The organism is Atlantibacter sp. RC6 (assembly GCF_014193285.1).
GTDB lineage: Bacteria > Pseudomonadota > Gammaproteobacteria > Enterobacterales > Enterobacteriaceae > Atlantibacter.
On sequence record NZ_JACHZE010000006.1, the window covers coordinates 40,509 to 57,641 of the forward strand.

The following is a 17,133-nucleotide window of genomic DNA, read 5'->3' on the forward strand; positions in this document are numbered from 1 at the left end:
AACCTTACGCTGTCATCCCGCGCTTCGCTTTGAGGGTAAGATTTAACGAATTTGTCGCTGCAGATTTTACTTCGCGGGGAATCAGCCATGCCGGGAGTGACACAGTGCGTATACCCCTTTCCTTAACTGAGTGCCAGTCAAGAGCCAGAGGTTCGTCCATCTCCGTCAGCTTTCAAGCAAATGACGGAAACTCATCGTGCTGGCGTTTTTGTTAGCCAACACATTGAGAAAAGCCAGCAGTTCCGTATCATTGCGTAAATTGTACTTATTCATTACCTGATACTTATAGGCGGAAACAGATTTGTGGTTCAACCCCATCTTAAACGCGATTTGTTTGACCGTCAGGCCCTTATAGTAAAGCGCCATAATCTGGAGTTGTCGGCTCGACATCTGGCGGCAGCTGCAACTTACACACGAAAAGCATTGTTTAAACTGTGCGGAAGCCAGCCATTTTTTCCAGACCGCGCCAATTTTACCTGCCATCTCAGATAAAGAGCTACCGCGGTTAATATACGTAATATCTTCAAAACATGAAGGTGATGGCCCAACGGCTTCTTCTTCATTAATGAGACCAATGATAATCCCCTTTTTGCGTGAACGAAGTTCAGGGGAACAGGTATATCTTTCACCGCGACATAGCGAAAGGACAATTACATCGGCTGCCGCTATATTTTCGGGCGTGTAGTCAACGACGAAACTTACTTTCTGAGAAAAGTCCCTTTTAAATAATTCCTTTAAGAAAACTTGCAAACCATGACTAAAAAGAGAATTGGAATCTTTTATCAAAATGCTAATCATCTGACACCGCCGTATAACGAAGCTTAAACTTTTGCTCTGGCCACATAAATCCCTGAAGGTAATGACATCCGGTACCTTCAGCGAGTTTGAAATGACGAATATTCTCGATACCTTCGACGAGAACTAACTTTACCCTGGCCAGACAGTGAGATATCAGGCCCTGTAAACTGTCTTCTCCGTAAGTGTTGCTAAGAAGCAAACTCTTATCAATTTTAACGCCGTTGAAGAGATTTATTTCATCAGTTAAATACGTGATTTGTTCAGGCAGAATATCATCCAGCCAAACTTCAGCTCCCAGAGACCGTATTCGTTCGATATTCTGATATAGCCGTTTACGTTCATCAGGTGAAAGCTGAATTAACCCATAGGGATCCTGAATCTCGATAACAATACCCTGACGTAAATAAACGGCAATCCGCTCAACAACCTGTGCACTGCAAAGCATTTTGGCGGGAATGTTAAAATAATAACGGCGTTTATTTTTCATTTTGGCAATAATATGTAATTGCCAGTAAAGTAAGTTCATGTACACATCATCAGGTTGCGAAGCGAAATAGTGTTCATGATTTAAGTCAGGGTGCAATATGCTGAGTATTTCCCATGCCTCAATTTGCCTGTCTATCAGTGAATAAATTGGCTGAAAACGTATACCCAGCACCGCTTGTTCGAGCGGTAAACAACAAGTCATATAAAACCCTATGGATTATGCTTTACTCAATTTCATGGGGGTTATTGCCAGGTAAAGTCGACGTTCATTACTGATTGAAAGGTACCCGCAACAGCATTGCCCTGGGGGGTAAACATTTTCGCCGACAGTAAAAATGACGCGGTACGGTTACTGGTATTAACGTTACTGGTCAGAGAACTCCCTGGCGCAATTATGGTGAGATGATCGCGGCTGGTAATCCGCAGCGCCATGTTGCCGCTGCTACCACTGTTTTGCCATGCAGTCGCGTCCCCGGGGGCCGGTGTGCCGCTGAGCTGTGCCTTGACAGTGACTGTTCCTAACGGGCAATTTGTTAGCAACAGTTCAAAATCATGCCAGTCGCCGCCCTCACCCGCGTTTTGCAAATCCAGACGTTGCAGCGAGCCTAAATCAACGGTTTTATTCACCGTATTGGTATCGACAGTACAGGGACTTGCCACAACATTTCCTGTAACTGAAATCAGTGGGTCTGCCTGCACAGCAGCAGAGAATAACGCTAAACAGAAAGCTATTTTCAGGCTGGGCTTTAACATAAATATCACCTTGTAGCCCCGGTAAACCGGGGCGTTGCGCTTATTATTGATAGGTAAATGTTGCCGTAACAACGGATTTGATGGTCCCTGGTGTGGCACTTCCTGCACTTGAATAAGCTTTTGCTTTCATGGACATAGTCACGGTGCGATCGGCCTGCACAGCTTGAGTAATGGTGGAGCCATTGCCTTTCAGGCTACTATTGCTGGCCTGGATTAATGCTACCGCCACGTTCCCTGCAGTCCCCGTGCTTTTATAGTAATTCACGCCAGCCACCGGATCGCTGGTCCCTGCGAAGGTTGCCGTTACGCTGGATGTGCCCGTTGGGCACGCGGTTAATTTAATATCGAATGGGATTTCCGTAGAGGAAGAGCCCGCCGCAGCCAGCGTGGTCGCCTGGATATTGCCAAGATCCACGTCGATATTGCCAACGCCGCCATTAACCACACAGGGTGAGGCCACCACGTTTCCGGTGATATTCAGGTTGACGGTATCGGCAGCATAAGCGCTGTGCATTACCATCAATAATCCAATAGTTGTTCCCGCGATATTGGATAATTTTTTCATTTTCATTTTCACTGTCATTTATTTAGTCCCTTTTATAAATTATTGGTACGTTAAATTCAGTGTCGCCGAAGCGTTGGCGCTACCTACCGACACGCTCGTTTTGGTTTGATAATAACGGGCGGTAATAGGCAGGCTTTCTTGCCCCCCTGTGGACCTTTTCAATACCATCGGTGTATTAAATTGCAGTGGCGAACCACCGTACAGTAATTGCACACCCACACCTGAAGCGACCCCTGCTGTTCCCTGCCCTGTTAATGCCAGAACACTGGTTGTGGAAATATCTGGATTAGTCGTTCCTTGCAATGAAACATTTATATTAGCGTCAGGGTCGCACGATAAGCCTAAGTTTTGTGTATTATTTGCACCAGAAGGAATAAATCCGATGGTACTACCAAAGCTTGCGACAGGAACATTTCCAATAGGGAATGTTAAATTGGTGGTGCTTATTGAGCATTTTCTGACTGCAACCTGTACCGCCGGAAAGTTAATCACGGCCAAATCAAATGGCCCCGAGGTTCCGTTATCATAGACCTCAGAATAGCCAAGGTAATAGGCTTCACCGGTTATTGTGCCGGGAGTAATAGTACCAGTTTTATATATTTCTAAATAAACATCGGCCAGAACCGAACCGCCGTATAAATTTTTAGGCCACCATCCGCCGTAGAGGTTAACATACCCGGAAGCAGGCGTTGTCGCGGAACCACCAGAGCGTTCAACAATTCTTACCTTATATCCAACCCCTGCCACAGATGTAGGCATCATATTATTGGTTACTGTTTTATGAGACCAATACCATAAATAGGCCATCCACATACTACCGTCACCGGGTTCGGTACAATTTGCCCCAATGGTGCCAACACTTCCTGACCAGAGAGGCGCGCCTATTGGCGCATCTCGTTGTACTGACAATATCGAAGGGAGATTTTGTAAAGTCGTATTCCCCTGAACAATACAGCTGGCTGCCCAGGCCCCAGAGCTAATACTCATAAGGAGTAGTAACATGGCACAAAAAAATCTTTTTTGCATACCCAAACCTTTTATACAAAATATGACTGACGAAATGGCGCTATCTGTCGCTGCGCATTAATTAATGGCAATTTTGATTAACTGACAGAACACCATTATTGGCACTTTTTTCAGGCAGAGAATAAGTTACCTGGCACTGCTGCGAGGACGCCTCTCCCCATTTAACAAGCAAAGTGCCGCTCGGGGCTAATCCGGTCAGATAAACCTGACCCTGGTCACCGACAATAAAGCTATTGGTATTCTGTCCTTTCACGGTCGCAATTGCGCCAAAAGGTACTGGCTGCCCATTGCTGTGGTTTAGCGTCATCAACACACGCATCCCCACGTTGGCGACATAATCTGCCCGCACCACCGCACCGCGCGTTGGAATAACGGTTTTATTGGTTAATTCCAGCTCTACATCATCTGGCAGCGTGTCAGTTAATAACGCCACATCGTTTTTGCGGTATGGCATCAGGTTGCTTACCGCGGTGTAGCCGCGCCAGTCGGTTTTCGCCCCGCTCTGGTTCTGAATGCTCACCCCTTTTGCCCCTGGGGCTTTCACCAGCGCGTTGGTTTCACCCAGCGGTTGCGAGAAGGTCACACCGTCGGCGTGGGCAAGAATGCCGCCCTGAAGACCGTAATACAGGCGATCGCTGACCTTGTCATAACTGTAACCCGCGGTCACTTCTCCATAGGTTCCGCGGTAATCGGCGTTAGCATTACCGGAATAACCTACGCCATCGGTGCCATAACCCTGTTGTACGTTCCAGTTCAGGGCATTATTCTCCAGCGCCGAACCGTTCAGGCCCACATTGTGCGTGGTGCCGCTGTTCTTACTGGTATTCATGTTGTAGTTAGCCCAGGTGCGCGGCAGGAATTTATCCAACGGCACGCTGATGTTCAGCGCAATTTGCTGATCTTTGTTGTAGCTAACGGAGTGCCCATTGCTATACATATTGCCGTTCTTACTATAGGTATAAGTAATCCCATAGTTCACGCTATTCCACGAGTTGTTATACCCGACGCTATAGGACTCCATGGTCCTTCCGCTGTTCCAGTAATCCTCGCGTACAGCACTGAGCATTAACGAACCAAGGCTCTGGCCAATAGTCTGGCTCACCGTCAATTCGGCACGGTTACGGCGGCGGTCCTGCAATGCAGTGTCATCGCCATAGGAATCCAGCACTTCCTGCATTCCGTAGTAACCATTGGTTGAGTAGCGATAGCCGGCGATGGCAAAGTTAGTTCCGGTTTCAATAAAGTTTTTACTGTAACGAACGCGCCAGGATTGACCATTGCTCTTTGGTAAATCCTGAGGCTTCGACCACGCCTGGGTAACGTCCGTAGACACAGCACCCAAATCGCCCATGTTTTTACCGATACCCAGCGCCAGCGACTGATATTTGCTGGACTCCTGCATCCCGCCATAAAGCGTCAAACCATAAGGCAGACCGTAAATCCCGGTGAGCTGGCTGAACGGGGTTTTATCTACATCGCCATTGTAGGAACGATATTGACCACCGGTGACCGCGTATTTGAAGCGCCCTTCACGTTGCAACACGGGTAACGACGCAAATGCGACGGTGAAGTGTTGCTCGCTACCGTCACTCTCTTTCACGGTAACGTAGAGGTCCCCTGAGCCACCGGTCGGATACATATCGGTTATTTCAAACGCACCCGGCGCCACATAGCTCTGATAAATCTGATAGCCGTTCTGGCGAACAATTACCTGCGCGTTAGTTCGCGCAATGCCGCGCACCACTGGCGCATAACCTTTCAGCGAGTCCGGCATCATGTCGTCGTCGGAAGCAAGTTGGGCGCCGCGGAACGGAATACTGTCAAAAACATCTGCCGGGGACGAACTGTCACCGGCGGTAAGCTGCGCTTTAAAGGGAATAATCGCCCGCTGAGCGTAGGTGTAGACGGTATCCCACTTGTCTTTGCCATTGCTGTCCCGGCTCCAGGTTGTGTAATTGCGCAACCGCCACGGACCAATGTTGATACCAGGGCGAAGGTTCGCGTACTGGCTGTTGGTATTACTGCCCTGACCGTTATGCGCCCAGTTGTTTGCACCACTCAGGTTGTAGTTCAGCATTGCGGCAGTGATCCCTTCGTCCCACATTTCTGGCGGAACATAGCCGCGAGCCTGCGGTGACATTGCGGCCTGCGGAATACTCAGCACCAGACGCTGGGCGCTAAACAGGAACTCGGCACTGGCATGCGGAATGGCAGACAGTTTTGCGCATTGCCCGTTGGTGTTCAGATCAGGAAACTGCTCGGTCTTAACCCCCCAGTTTTTAAGCTCTTCCACGCTCAGGCATGGCTGTAATGATTCCTCGCCCTTGTCATCCTTGACCGTACTGAATTGAATATCGCGGGTGTCAACAATCTGTTCGCCGACAATGACATCGACACGATACGTGCCAGGTAATTGCGAACCCGATTCAAATGCTGAAAGGTCGGCTTTGTTCATACCCGGATTATCTAATTCGATTAGCTCCGGGTTGAAATAATCGCGCGCGTAGACGCCATGGGAAACGGCCTCAAGAGCAAAAGCGATTAATAAAGCGAGACGTGCAGGTTTGAATTTTAGTTTATGTTTATTCCTACTCATCAATATATTACTCCATCAGAACCGGGCATCTATCCTTGACATCAGCGATTATTACAAAGAGGCGTTATGAGCTTTACCGATGCCGCCGTAATCATTAATTATTTTGAACGTAACGGCCCCACCGTTGACGCCTGCCGGTAAATCAAACCGCGCGGTTGATCCCGGAAGTACATACGAAACGTTTTCCAGCTTTTTACCGTTGACGTCTATTTCATTGAAATTCATCACGACATTGGTTGGGTTTGTTACCTGCAGCTGATTACCGGCGCGCTGCCAGGTTAATTTATCCGCCTGATCATCAGGAACAACGCCTTTAAGCGCCGCCGGGCGGTAGATCAGTTTGATACGGGTCTTCACTGCGATCTGTAAGGTATTGTCTTTACGGGGCGCAGAAGGAATGGCTTTAATATTGAGCCAGAACAGTGACTCTTTATCCTGGGGTAACGAACCCGCAAGCACGATACGCTCAACGTTCTGCTGATCTTTATCCAGGCGATATAATGGCGGTGTGATAATAAAAGGTGCTTTCTCAGTTGGCCCGTTTAACGTTTCCACCCATGACTGAATTAAATATGGCGTTGAGTCAGGATTATTAACGCTAATAGAGGCTTCTTTTTTATTGCCATCATAAATTACACGCGTTCCACCAATGACCGCACCGGCATTGGCTGCTGAAGCGCCCGCAAGAATAACTGCACAGGCAATTAAAGATTTACTCAGAAAGTTCATTTTATACCTCGATAGCAAAGGGCCGGAAACCGGCCCTTATATATTTTCCAGCAGGAAAATTAGTTGTAGACCACAGAGAAGTTGGCGACAGAGTTCGCCGGACCAGCAGTAACGCCAGTGGTGGTAGATTTATACTGTGCGTAGAAATCCAGGGTGTTATCAGTCGTTGAAGACAGCAGATAGCTGTAGCCGTTAGAACCGTGCAGCGGCAGGTGAGCTTTATCAGCAGTCATCAGGTGGATAGCAACGCCGGTTGCAGCACCCGCTACTGTGCTGTCGATAGCCAGCAGATCAGAGTTGTAAGAATCAGGCGTACCGTCGAAGCGTACGAATGCAGAACTTACAGAAGCCGGGCAATCTTTCAGCACGATGCTGAATTTCTTAGCAGCAGTCACATCACCTGCGTTGACGAACTCAGAACGGTTATAACGACCCAGATCAACGGTCTGATTCTGAGAACCTACATCAACGGTGCACGCTGTATCCAGAATTTCACCGTTGAAGTTCACGATGCCAGCTGTAGCAAAAGCGTTAGACATAGACAGTGCAGCAGTAGCTACGATTGCAGCAGCGATAATATTCTTTTTCATGAAAAAAATTCCTTATTACTCTATTAACTTTATTAAGTTTATAAGTTTCTGAAACTCAGGTAATAACATCCTGTAGCGAAAAATACCCAGAGATGTTTTTCACCAATCATTTCATTTCCAGTGTTGCAATCATTAGAATGAGAATTGCCTTAAGCGACACTTCTTTCCATTCCTTCTCTTGCTGAGTGAAATTTATAGAAATACATTTTTTTATACAATATCTTTTTAATCCACTCGTAGATTGTAATATTCACATTGATTTAACAAGTGTGGTTGATATTTTTAGACCACACCAACCGTGTTGCATATATGTTACTAATGCAGTCTACTTTGACATCAAAGGATTATTTATTTCTTATTTTATCAGGCCGATAATTACTACCTTATCTCTTTGCCAAAATAGGTTGCCTGGAGTTAAGGCCATGAATACAAAAATCACCACCATGGAAACTATGGGTGGGAAATTTGTGCAGGCGTGTAAGCCTACCTCAGACATTGAAAAAATAATTAAAGAAATCGCGCCGTTTGGGACGGTATTCCAGGCCAATAAAGGCGAAATCCTACGTTATCGTTCCGGTAAAAATCGGGTCTGCTATTTACTTCATCAGGGCAGCGTTACGCTTAATCGTCGTGGTGATGGAATGGTTCTCAATTCTGAACGGGCAATGTTTGTTCTGGGCGTCAGCAATCAGTTTTCGCAGGCTGAAAATCTCTATATCCGTATAAATGAAAATGCCATAATGACTCGATTACCACTTGAGCGATTTAATTTGCTGATTGAGAGTCTTGGACTGTGGGAGAGCTTATGCAAGCTGCTAATATACACAGCGTCGCGTGTTTACGAGCACTGCACACTGATTTCACAAATGTCATCCTTCGAGATAATCCGTTTTCACCTTCAGGAACTGATGAACGAGTCGGAGCGTATTCGCAACAATATTACCGCCGCCAACTACATCCAAAGCCGCACCTACCTGTCCCGCAGCGGCATAATGCGCATTCTCGCTGAACTTCGCGATGCGGGTTACATCGAGCTGAACCGTGGGGTTCTGGTGGCAATCAACGAGTTACCGCTCAAGTTCTGACCCTCTGATCGTTACTTTTTGTGAGCAAATTCTGAAGTCACATTATACTTACCGTCAAAGCACAAGCCTTTTTGACAGGTATAAAAATGACTACGCATATTTCACCTTCTTTAATTTTGCATCCGTCAGAATTTGCTCCTCAATTGATTGAATATTTAACGCGCGATGCAGAAATAAAGCGCATTCTCCCGCGACGTCGTTTATCTTTTCATGTGGGCAATAAACGTTTTTGCTATGTCATCCTTAAAGGAAGCGGTGCGGTTTACCGCAGTAGCGATGACAGGCTAATTGCTACGGTTTCCGGGCCGGCATTGCTTGGTCTAAGTAATACGCACAAAAAGGAAACGGATGCCTATATCAAAACACAGGTGCTGTGTGAGGTTGTCATTCTGGAAACGGAAGCCGTTTATAACATAATCAACGCTAATCAACTTTGGGAACCACTGGCAAAGTATATGATGGGGCTGGCGGGTAAACTTTTTCACTCCGGCGAACAACTATCCGCCCCGTCCGCCTATGACCTTATCCGTGCTCAACTGTATGAGTTAATCAACGAGCCCCCCTTTATAAGGGAGAATACCACCGTTGAGCGTTATATCCGGGAGAAAACGCATCTATCCCGTAGCGGAGTGATGCGTATCCTGGCGGCGTTGAAAGAAGGCGGATTCATTGAAATGAACAGAGGGAAATTAATTACTATCAGCAAGCTTCCTGAGAAGTTTTAAAGCCTGTACACATCCTCTTTTGATTGAGTCTTCGCTCACAGCCGTTCAGGTAATATAATTTTGGTCAGATTCATCTTATCTTGCTGATGGCTCAGTGGCGTAGCCCCGCAAACAGCGCGGAGCCAGCCAGATGTATACCGCCGTAATTTGGATGATTTTATTTTACATCTTAGCTTTCGAGATCAATTTTCAGCGTCTTTCGTTTGCTCCGATAATCCGAACTGATGCGTTTCACCATGCCTGTGTTCACCCGGGCCCTCTACCCGCTTCAGTTGAATAACGTCGCCGCGCTCCCAGGCATTGGCGCCTTCTGCGACCGGCCGTGCCAGCACATCTTGTCGTTGCTGTTTAATCTCCTGCGTATTGACATCAAACCGCCGATCCCGGTCGGCCAGCAGCGCGGGGTCAAGCTGCCCTTCCTCCGTAAATCCCATCATTAACGCCGGAATGCCGAGCGGTAGCGTTTTGTCGCGATCGGTATGCCAGGTGTGCCAGGTTTTCCCATAGGTGTTAACAATTTTGTTCATCAACGCCTTGTCCGCTACCGCCGGTAAACCCGGCGCAATCAGACTGCCCGATTTCACTTCATATTGATGGCTGTGCCACAGCTTTTTCTCGTCCGGCGGCAGCGTTCTGAACAGACGTTCGCTAATGATGTACTCAACGCCCATCAGCCGGGCATCGTGAGTGTTCGCATCATAAATCACCGCCTGCATCACATCGTCATTGAGTACCGTCACGTAGTGATGCGCCTCCATCTGGCCATCTTTATCCCCGCTATAAAAGTGGAAACCATCCAGATAGGCGCTTATTGCCTCTACCGGCGGACGGGATTGAATAACTTGCGCGCCGGTTTCTAACGTGCGCAGGCTTGTGGACGTTTTTCCCCCCGGGATCGCCGTGGCTGGCGCGGTATTATTGGCGCCGCAGCCCGAAAGCGTCAGGCTCGTTAACACCAAAAGCGCTAAAGGTTTCATGTGTTCTCCGGTAAACGTTGTTTTACTGAACGTAGTACATTTCAGGGCATCCCTCTGGACAATTTTCGTCGCGAGCACCACACGCAAGCCTGATGTGGCTTTATCGTAAATCTGTTATAATGTGTGTTATCTGCGTTTTTTACCTATAAGACCCATTAAAATGGATTTATCTCTCCAGAAGCCTGGTGAAATCGTTAAGCTGCTTTGTGAACGTTTACGCCAGGAGCGCATTGCCCGGCAAATGACACAGTCTGAGGTCGCCGCCAGAGCGGGCGTAGGCGTCAACACGGTATCCAATCTCGAATCCGGCAAAAACATCGGCTTCGAAAGCGTCGTGCGCGTGGCGATGGTATTGGGCCGCCTTCAGGAACTGGAACAACTGTTTCAACCAAAGCTGGAAAGTCTTGACGATTTACGCCGCTATGAAGAGAGTCTTAACCGTCAGCGAATCAAGAAAAGGAATCATGATGCCGGCTAGTGTCGAGGTTTATTATCAGGGATGGGGTGAACGGTGGCTTTGGGGTACGCTGGCGATCACAACCGCCCTTACTGGCCGCCCCTTAATTATGTTCGAGTACAGCCAGACTGCGTTGGAAAAAGGTCTGGAGCTCTCCCTTCTCTCTCTGCCGTTAAACGGGCCCCGTTTGCGGCGCGATTTTCCCGCACATCAACTCGGGCTGCCGGGCCCGGTGTACGATTCGCTCCCTGACGGCTGGGGGATGCTGCTCATGGATCGCCTGTTCAGGCAACGCGGGTTAAATCCGGCACGAATCAGCCCGCTGGAGAGGCTCACTTATATTGGCGAGAATGCCATGGGTGCGATGTCATTTGTCCCTGTCCAGCCTGAAGCGTTAAGCGCAACGGAGGATATTCCATTAAGCCAGTTGGCTGGCGAAGTACAGGAAGTTCTTGATGGTGAAGGCGGAGAATTTCTGTCCAGATTGTTACAGATGGGCGGCTCCCCGCAGGGCGCCAGACCGAAAGCGCTATTATATCGTGATAACGCCACAGGCCATTTCACCACAGCCTCTACGGCTGGGCTGGAGCCCTGGCTGATAAAATTTCCTGCCAGAAATGAACATCCGGAAGTGTGCGCGATTGAAATGGTCTATGCCCATTGCCTGCGCCAGTGCGGCATCGACACATCAGAAAGTGAATATTTTGATTTGCCTGGCGGGCAGTCAGCTTTTGCCACGCGCAGGTTTGACCGAAACCAGGGATTGCGGGTCCCGATGCAAAGTCTCGCGGCGTTTACCGGCGCCAACTACCAGGTAGCGGGTTCACTGGATTACATTAATTTTTTACGCGCCACGCGGCTTTGCACCAATGATGTGCGTGAAACCGCGCGCGCCTTTGAGCGCGTGGTATTTAACGTCATCTTTAACAACCGGGACGACCATCCTAAAAACTTCGCTTACCGAATGTCGTCAACCGGGATGTGGGAACTGGCCCCCGCCTTTGATGTTACGTATTGCGATGGGCCCGGTGGATATCATCAGATGGATGTAATGGGCGAAGCACTGGATATTCATCGTCAGCATCTTCTGGCGCTAGGCACTCAGGAAGCTGAACTGGCAGAAACAGAAATCAGCCAGATCATTGAGCGCATTGCCGATGTCGCAACCGGCTTTGCGGGGATGGCTGAACACCTCCTGCCGGGGCAAATTACCCGCGCTACGCTGCGCGATATCCAGTCTCAGTTAAACAACAATATCAACCGGCTGCGATAAGCTGCCGCTGCGCGCAAGTCAGGTATATACTGACTCGCCTGGCGGGTTCTGTACCGCCTGAAGCCACGTAAATGACGATCAGAATAAAGGGAGTGTCTCATCATCAATACTCGTCGCTTTCCCCGTTTCGCGGGCGTAAAAATTATTGTCGCCGCGCTGTTGCTCGCCAGTTGTTCCTCCGAGCCGCCGAAGTCACTGGTTACGCCATTGCCGCCAGTGGCAAAGCAGCCGCTGCCTGATAAGCCAGGGCAAAACCCGCAACCGATGCGCGGCGTCTGGTTGGCGACCGTGTCCCGCCTGGACTGGCCGCCGGTGAACTCGGTCAATCTGAGCCCGGATGCGCGGATTCGCCAGCAAAAGCAGGCGCTGACCACCAAGCTGGATAACCTGAAAAGCATGGGTATCAATACGGTGTTTTTCCAGGTTAAACCCGACGGCACCGCGCTGTGGCCATCAAAAATCCTGCCATGGTCCGATATGCTGACCGGTGAGATCGGCAAAGATCCCGGTTACGATCCGCTGCAGTTTATCCTCGATGAAGCGCATCAGCGTGGCATGAAAGTACATGCGTGGTTTAATCCGTATCGGGTTTCCACCAATACCCGCAGTTCAACGGTTAATGAGCTTAACCGCACCCTGCCCTTAAATCCTGCCAGCATTTTTGTGCTGCATCGCGACTGGATACGCACCTCGGGCGACCGCTTTGTGCTCGACCCGGGCATTCCGGAAGCCCGCGACTGGATCACCAGTATTGTGGCGGAAGTGGTTGCGCGCTATCCGGTGGACGGCGTGCAGTTCGATGATTATTTCTATACCGAAACCCCCGCCTCCACGCTGAATGATAACCCGACCTGGCGCCAGTACGGTCAGGGCTTTGCCTCAAAAGCGGACTGGCGCAGGCATAATACGGCGCAGCTTATCGAGCAGGTTTCCCGCACCATTAAACAGCTGAACCCGAACGTCGAATTTGGCGTCAGCCCTGCGGGGGTCTGGCGGAACCGCTCGCACGATCCCGCCGGTTCCGATACCCGTGGCGCAGCGGCCTATGATGAGTCCTTCGCCGATACCCGTCTTTGGGTGCAAAAAGGCTGGCTGGATTACATCGCGCCACAAATCTACTGGCCCTTCGCCCGCGATGCGGCCCGCTATGGGGTACTGGCGAAATGGTGGTCGGACGTTGTTAAACCCACCAACACCCGCCTGTATATTGGCGTTGCGCTGTATAAAGTGGGCGAACCGTCAAAAAACGAACCGGACTGGACGGTGCAAGGCGGCGTACCGGAGCTGAAAAAACAGCTCGATATGAACGAATCTGACCCGCATATCCACGGCACCATTCTGTTCCGGGAAGCGTATCTGGAACAACCGCAAACGCGCCAGGCCGTTGATTATCTTAAACATCGCTGGAGCAGCCGTTAATTTCCCCCTCAGAGTGAGCCGCAAATCAGGGCTCACTCTGCCCTTTCTTACTTGCCTGACAAATAAAGGTACTGAGCTGGCGTTCAGTTATCTGTTCGCAGCTTAATGTATGTTGTAACTAACGTAAGATCACCTCTGCCAGGCGGCGAATTCCTGCTGTTAAGATTTCGGGCGGATGGTTAGCAAAGCCCAGCAAGATCCCTTCCCGGGACAGGGGCCGCTGGCAGTAGCGCTCAAGCGTCTGAATGCCCATCCCCAGTTGCTGTGCCTTGTCCTGCACCGCGCGAGCCGTCAGGCCATTGTTTAACCAACACACCAGATGCACGCCTGAATCCGTGGGATGCACCGTCATTTGCTGTGGGAAAGCGTTTTCGATAGCGGCCACCAGCGCAGATTTGCGTTCATAACAGGCTTTACGTATCCGGCGCACATGGGCGGCGTAATGCCCCTCTTCAATAAATCGCGCTAATACCGCCTGTTCGAGATAGCCGTTGCAGAGGTCGGCATAATAGCGGGTGGTAATAAAACGCTCGCGTAACGCCTGAGGAACCACTAAAAAACCCACCCGGAACGCCGGATACATCATTTTAGAGAAGGTGCCGGCGTAAATGACTCGCTGATGTGTATCCAGCCCCTGCAACGCCGGCAATGACCGTGCCGCGTAACGAAATTCACTGTTGTAATCATCCTCGAATATCCAGGCATTATGCGCATTCGCCCACTCCAGCAGCGCCAGACGCCTCGGCAGACTCAGCGTCCCGCCTAAGGGGAACTGGTGAGAGGGGGCGGTATACACCAACTTCCCCTGGGGATAGCGGTCAATACCGTCGTCGATATCCATACCATCGCTGTCGACCCTGACCGGGCATACCGTTGCGCCCACAGAGGTGAAAACGCCGCGCGCCCCGTTATAACCCGGATCGTCCAGCCAGACTTCATCGCCTGTTGTTAATAAAGCGCGAGCGGCGATATCCAGCGCCTGCTGGATCCCATTGACAATAATCACCTGATCTTCATGGCAATTAACGCCCCGCGTTGCCTGGATATAGCGGGTGATCGCCCGGCGCAGCGGCAGGTAGCCATACGGGCTGGTGTGTAAACTCAGTTCCCGCCGCGACTGCCGCCAAACTCGTCCAAGCAACCTTCCCCACAGGTCATGAGGGAAAAGATCGGTACAGCCTACGCCAACGGCAAACAGCCGCTCCATTCCGCCATCGCTGACCGGGGTATGTTCCACTTGAGTTACCGTGTTATGCAACACTCTCGGATAATGTTCGTTGATAAGCCGGTCCGGAATACTCCGGGCGACAAACGTTCCTGCCCCTTTGCGGGTCTCAAGATAACCTTCGTCCATTAGCCGCTCGAATCCGGCAATCACAGAATTGCGGGAAATCGCCATCATTTCCGCCATTGCGCGGCTTGAGGGGATCTTCGAGCCGCCAGCAAGCCGTCCATCCAGGATGGCGTTACGCAGCGCATGATAGACCTGGTCCTTAATAACGCCTTTTTCCAGCAACAGCTCGTGAAACACGGGAGCGTCAGTTTTTTTCATGGCGAAGCTCGTGAGAAGAAAAGTGGATCCGTTAAAAATACAAAAAGTGTCACTTATTTGGAACCACAATCGCCATTAACATAGCCGTCATCACAGCAAACGAAAGAAAAGGATAACCATGAATAACCCAACCGTATCCCGCGTCACGATTGAGCCTGTTAGCCAACAGGATTACGCCGACTGGCTACCGTTATGGAAAAATTATCAGCTGTTTTATCGCGTAGATATTTCAGACGACATCACTCGCCTGACATGGAGCCGCTTTCTCAATCCGATTGAGCCGATATTCGGCGCGGTGGCGAAATGCGATGGCAAAATTGTCGGTCTGGTCCACTATCTGTTCCATCGTTCTACCTGGGCAGAAACGGACTACTGCTATCTGGAGGATTTATTTGTCAGTGAAGAGATGCGCGGCAGGCAGATTGGTAAACAGCTTATCGAGTATGTGCAGCAACAGGCTCGCAAACGCCACTCCGCCCATCTCTACTGGCATACCCATGAAACCAACCTGCGCGGTCAGCGGTTATATGACTGGATTGCGAAGAAAAGCGGCATGATTGAATACCGTATGCCGGTGAGATAACGACCCACCCGGCGCATTAAGCCGGGTTTATTGTCGGTGTTGCGGCGTGCCTGTGCTGAATGGCACGCAAATCCCCTGCCGTGTCGACATCCTCAACAATGCCCCTGTCGCTAAGCGCCAGTGATACAACTTCGCCGCGCTGATGCGCGATCTGCACGATGCCTCCTGCACCCTTATCCCCCTGCAACGCGCTCAGCGCCATAAAGTAATCACGACCAAACCCCACCGGGTGGCCGTGCTGCAACTGATAATACGGCACCACAACCGGCTTCTCGCTGAGCGCAAGGGCAACACGCCGTAGTGTATCAGGCTGAATAAGCGGTAAATCTCCCGGCAGGATCAGCCATCCTGAAGCACCCGCCGTTGCCGTTACGCCGAGCGCGATTGACTCCCCCATCCCGCCGGTCCCGCCTTGCGGCCTGACCAGATGCCACGGCAAACCAGCCGCCTTCACCGCATCCAGCACATGCGCCAGCACCGTTTTGCCATCAAGCAGGGCGTCCAGCTTATGCACTTGCCCGCCGGAATCGCGAAACCGCTGCCCTTTACCGGCAGCCAGAATAATCACCACCGGCGGCGTGATAACGCCCTCAGCCTGCATGGCGCGCCGCCGCCACGTCAGCCAGCACCGAAAGCGCCAGGGAATGAGCATCGCGAGCTTTCGGGAAGATCCCGATGGGCGCTTTGATTCGCGCGATATCCTCCGGGCTCCAGCCTGCTTCAGCCAGCGCCGCTACCCGCTTTTGATGGGTGCAGCGGCTGCCCAGCGCGCCGATATAAAACGGCTGGGCCGCCAGCGCGGCCTGCAATAGCGGAAGCTCGCGATGCAGATCGTGATAAAGCAACAGCACCGCCGTATCGGCATCGATTAGCGGTAACGCGGGTTGGGGATTGTCGAGGGTATGGACGTCAAATCCCGCGGCCTGGGCCAGGTTGGCCGTCACCTGCGCTTCAAGAGAGTGACCCATCACCATGACCCGCGCGCGCGGGCGATAGCTCACCACAAACTCCGCGCCGTGCCAGCCGGTTGGCCGATGCTCGCTACTGGCCAGTATTTGTTGATCCGGGCGATAACGCAGCCCCGCCGGTTGACGCTGCTCCAGTCTGTTAAGCACCGCCAGTAGCGGTTGAACGGCGCGTAAAATATGAACGGTCAGCGTAATTCCGCCGCCGCACGGCAGCACGATATCGAAATACGGCGACCCCGCGCCATAACTTATCGTCCGGTCCTCGCCAGCCAGCATCGCTTCCATCGCCTCATAAGCCACCGCAGACTCCACGCAACCGCCAGAAACAAATCCGCAATACTGCCCATCTTCACGCACCGCCATCTGCGCGCCCAGCGAACGCGCCGCGCCGCCGCGGATCTCCACCAGGGTCACCAGTGCCGACGCCATCCCCGCCGTCAGGGCATCGGCGGCAAAGCGCAAAATCACCCGGCTATCATCGGTTAAAAACGCCTGCTCGGGGTTGAGCACGCCAGGTTCAATCAAAGACGCGTGTTGCAACACGGTTCACC

Annotated in this window: 18 protein-coding genes; 6 read left to right on the forward strand and 12 right to left on the reverse strand. The window is 50.9% G+C overall.

What is annotated here, in order from left to right; translation table 11 throughout:
• Positions 1–165 precede the first annotated feature (165 nt).
• From FHW74_RS14230 to FHW74_RS14265, 8 genes are all read right to left on the reverse strand, one after another.
• Positions 166–798, reverse strand: a complete 633-nt coding sequence (locus FHW74_RS14230; protein ID WP_183171059.1) for a LuxR C-terminal-related transcriptional regulator — start codon at positions 796–798, stop codon at positions 166–168.
• Positions 791–1,486 carry an EAL domain-containing protein gene (locus tag FHW74_RS14235; protein WP_183171060.1) on the reverse strand — a complete coding sequence of 232 codons (696 nt, stop codon included), beginning with the start codon at positions 1,484–1,486 and terminating at the stop codon, positions 791–793. The genes FHW74_RS14230 and FHW74_RS14235 overlap by 8 nt, the downstream gene beginning before the upstream one ends.
• A gap of 41 nt (positions 1,487–1,527) precedes the next feature.
• Positions 1,528–2,037, reverse strand: a complete 510-nt coding sequence (locus tag FHW74_RS14240) for a fimbrial protein (RefSeq protein WP_183171061.1) — start codon at positions 2,035–2,037, stop codon at positions 1,528–1,530.
• 43 nt (positions 2,038–2,080) lie between these two features.
• A complete protein-coding gene (locus FHW74_RS14245; protein ID WP_312972980.1) occupies positions 2,081–2,614 on the reverse strand; it encodes a fimbrial protein in 534 nt (177 codons plus the stop codon).
• Positions 2,615–2,641: 27 nt separating this feature from the next.
• Positions 2,642–3,628 (reverse strand): fimbrial protein, encoded by a 987-nt coding sequence (locus tag FHW74_RS14250; RefSeq protein ID WP_255459922.1) that lies wholly within the window; start codon positions 3,626–3,628, stop codon positions 2,642–2,644.
• 61 nt (positions 3,629–3,689) lie between these two features.
• A complete protein-coding gene (locus tag FHW74_RS14255; RefSeq protein WP_183171062.1) occupies positions 3,690–6,224 on the reverse strand; it encodes a fimbria/pilus outer membrane usher protein in 2,535 nt (844 codons plus the stop codon).
• 51 nt (positions 6,225–6,275) lie between these two features.
• Complete coding sequence (locus tag FHW74_RS14260) at positions 6,276–6,953, reverse strand: molecular chaperone (protein ID WP_183171063.1); 678 nt, start codon at positions 6,951–6,953, stop codon at positions 6,276–6,278.
• Positions 6,954–7,012: 59 nt separating this feature from the next.
• Positions 7,013–7,543 (reverse strand): fimbrial protein, encoded by a 531-nt coding sequence (locus FHW74_RS14265; RefSeq protein WP_183171064.1) that lies wholly within the window; start codon positions 7,541–7,543, stop codon positions 7,013–7,015.
• A 422-nt stretch (positions 7,544–7,965) separates the two neighbouring features.
• Here FHW74_RS14265 and FHW74_RS14270 point away from each other — a divergent pair, with 422 nt between their 5' ends.
• Positions 7,966–8,628 (forward strand): winged helix-turn-helix transcriptional regulator, encoded by a 663-nt coding sequence (locus FHW74_RS14270; protein WP_183171065.1) that lies wholly within the window; start codon positions 7,966–7,968, stop codon positions 8,626–8,628.
• 86 nt (positions 8,629–8,714) lie between these two features.
• Positions 8,715–9,353: a winged helix-turn-helix transcriptional regulator gene (locus FHW74_RS14275; RefSeq protein ID WP_183171066.1), complete on the forward strand. Its 639-nt coding sequence runs from the start codon at positions 8,715–8,717 to the stop codon at positions 9,351–9,353.
• A gap of 182 nt (positions 9,354–9,535) precedes the next feature.
• On the opposite strand, the gene FHW74_RS14280 is transcribed toward FHW74_RS14275, so the two are convergent.
• The gene (locus FHW74_RS14280; RefSeq protein WP_183171067.1) at positions 9,536–10,330 is read right to left on the reverse strand and encodes an OBAP family protein; all 795 of its coding nucleotides are present in this window, start codon (positions 10,328–10,330) and stop codon (positions 9,536–9,538) included.
• 160 nt (positions 10,331–10,490) lie between these two features.
• On the opposite strand from FHW74_RS14280, the gene FHW74_RS14285 reads away from it, so the two are divergent.
• The 3 genes from FHW74_RS14285 to FHW74_RS14295 all read left to right on the forward strand — a co-directional run bounded on the left by FHW74_RS14285 (position 10,491) and on the right by FHW74_RS14295 (position 13,479).
• The gene (locus tag FHW74_RS14285; RefSeq protein WP_183171068.1) at positions 10,491–10,808 is read left to right on the forward strand and encodes a helix-turn-helix domain-containing protein; all 318 of its coding nucleotides are present in this window, start codon (positions 10,491–10,493) and stop codon (positions 10,806–10,808) included.
• On the forward strand, positions 10,798–12,060 hold the full coding sequence (locus tag FHW74_RS14290) for a type II toxin-antitoxin system HipA family toxin (protein WP_183171069.1): 1,263 nt from the start codon (positions 10,798–10,800) through the stop codon (positions 12,058–12,060). Before FHW74_RS14285 ends, FHW74_RS14290 begins: the two co-directional genes overlap by 11 nt.
• A 99-nt stretch (positions 12,061–12,159) precedes the next feature.
• Positions 12,160–13,479 carry a glycoside hydrolase family 10 protein gene (locus FHW74_RS14295; RefSeq protein WP_183171293.1) on the forward strand — a complete coding sequence of 440 codons (1,320 nt, stop codon included), beginning with the start codon at positions 12,160–12,162 and terminating at the stop codon, positions 13,477–13,479.
• Positions 13,480–13,597: 118 nt separating this feature from the next.
• On the opposite strand, the gene FHW74_RS14300 is transcribed toward FHW74_RS14295, so the two are convergent.
• Positions 13,598–15,031 carry a PLP-dependent aminotransferase family protein gene (locus FHW74_RS14300; protein ID WP_183171070.1) on the reverse strand — a complete coding sequence of 478 codons (1,434 nt, stop codon included), beginning with the start codon at positions 15,029–15,031 and terminating at the stop codon, positions 13,598–13,600.
• A 118-nt stretch (positions 15,032–15,149) separates the two neighbouring features.
• Here FHW74_RS14300 and FHW74_RS14305 point away from each other — a divergent pair, with 118 nt between their 5' ends.
• Positions 15,150–15,614, forward strand: a complete 465-nt coding sequence (locus FHW74_RS14305) for a GNAT family N-acetyltransferase (protein ID WP_183171071.1) — start codon at positions 15,150–15,152, stop codon at positions 15,612–15,614.
• 16 nt (positions 15,615–15,630) lie between these two features.
• Here the strand turns inward: FHW74_RS14305 and FHW74_RS14310 are convergent, their stop codons facing one another.
• Both FHW74_RS14310 and FHW74_RS14315 read right to left on the reverse strand, forming a co-directional pair.
• On the reverse strand, positions 15,631–16,215 hold the full coding sequence (locus tag FHW74_RS14310) for an NTP transferase domain-containing protein (RefSeq protein ID WP_183171072.1): 585 nt from the start codon (positions 16,213–16,215) through the stop codon (positions 15,631–15,633).
• Complete coding sequence (locus FHW74_RS14315) at positions 16,205–17,125, reverse strand: XdhC family protein (protein ID WP_370528025.1); 921 nt, start codon at positions 17,123–17,125, stop codon at positions 16,205–16,207. Before FHW74_RS14315 ends, FHW74_RS14310 begins: the two co-directional genes overlap by 11 nt.
• Positions 17,126–17,133: the final 8 nt, after the last annotated feature.

Coding starts and splice junctions, on each gene's coding strand:
- FHW74_RS14275 (WP_183171066.1), top strand. CDS start 8,715: ATGACTACGCATATTTCACCTTCTTTAATTTTGCATCCGTCAGAATTT.
- FHW74_RS14265 (WP_183171064.1), bottom strand. CDS start 7,543: ATGAAAAAGAATATTATCGCTGCTGCAATCGTAGCTACTGCTGCACTG.
- FHW74_RS14255 (WP_183171062.1), bottom strand. CDS start 6,224: ATGAGTAGGAATAAACATAAACTAAAATTCAAACCTGCACGTCTCGCT.
- FHW74_RS14300 (WP_183171070.1), bottom strand. CDS start 15,031: ATGAAAAAAACTGACGCTCCCGTGTTTCACGAGCTGTTGCTGGAAAAA.
- FHW74_RS14235 (WP_183171060.1), bottom strand. CDS start 1,486: ATGACTTGTTGTTTACCGCTCGAACAAGCGGTGCTGGGTATACGTTTT.
- FHW74_RS14280 (WP_183171067.1), bottom strand. CDS start 10,330: ATGAAACCTTTAGCGCTTTTGGTGTTAACGAGCCTGACGCTTTCGGGC.
- FHW74_RS14290 (WP_183171069.1), top strand. CDS start 10,798: ATGCCGGCTAGTGTCGAGGTTTATTATCAGGGATGGGGTGAACGGTGG.
- FHW74_RS14305 (WP_183171071.1), top strand. CDS start 15,150: ATGAATAACCCAACCGTATCCCGCGTCACGATTGAGCCTGTTAGCCAA.
- FHW74_RS14310 (WP_183171072.1), bottom strand. CDS start 16,215: ATGCAGGCTGAGGGCGTTATCACGCCGCCGGTGGTGATTATTCTGGCT.
- FHW74_RS14250 (WP_255459922.1), bottom strand. CDS start 3,628: ATGCAAAAAAGATTTTTTTGTGCCATGTTACTACTCCTTATGAGTATT.
- FHW74_RS14240 (WP_183171061.1), bottom strand. CDS start 2,037: ATGTTAAAGCCCAGCCTGAAAATAGCTTTCTGTTTAGCGTTATTCTCT.
- FHW74_RS14270 (WP_183171065.1), top strand. CDS start 7,966: ATGAATACAAAAATCACCACCATGGAAACTATGGGTGGGAAATTTGTG.
- FHW74_RS14285 (WP_183171068.1), top strand. CDS start 10,491: ATGGATTTATCTCTCCAGAAGCCTGGTGAAATCGTTAAGCTGCTTTGT.
- FHW74_RS14230 (WP_183171059.1), bottom strand. CDS start 798: ATGATTAGCATTTTGATAAAAGATTCCAATTCTCTTTTTAGTCATGGT.
- FHW74_RS14260 (WP_183171063.1), bottom strand. CDS start 6,953: ATGAACTTTCTGAGTAAATCTTTAATTGCCTGTGCAGTTATTCTTGCG.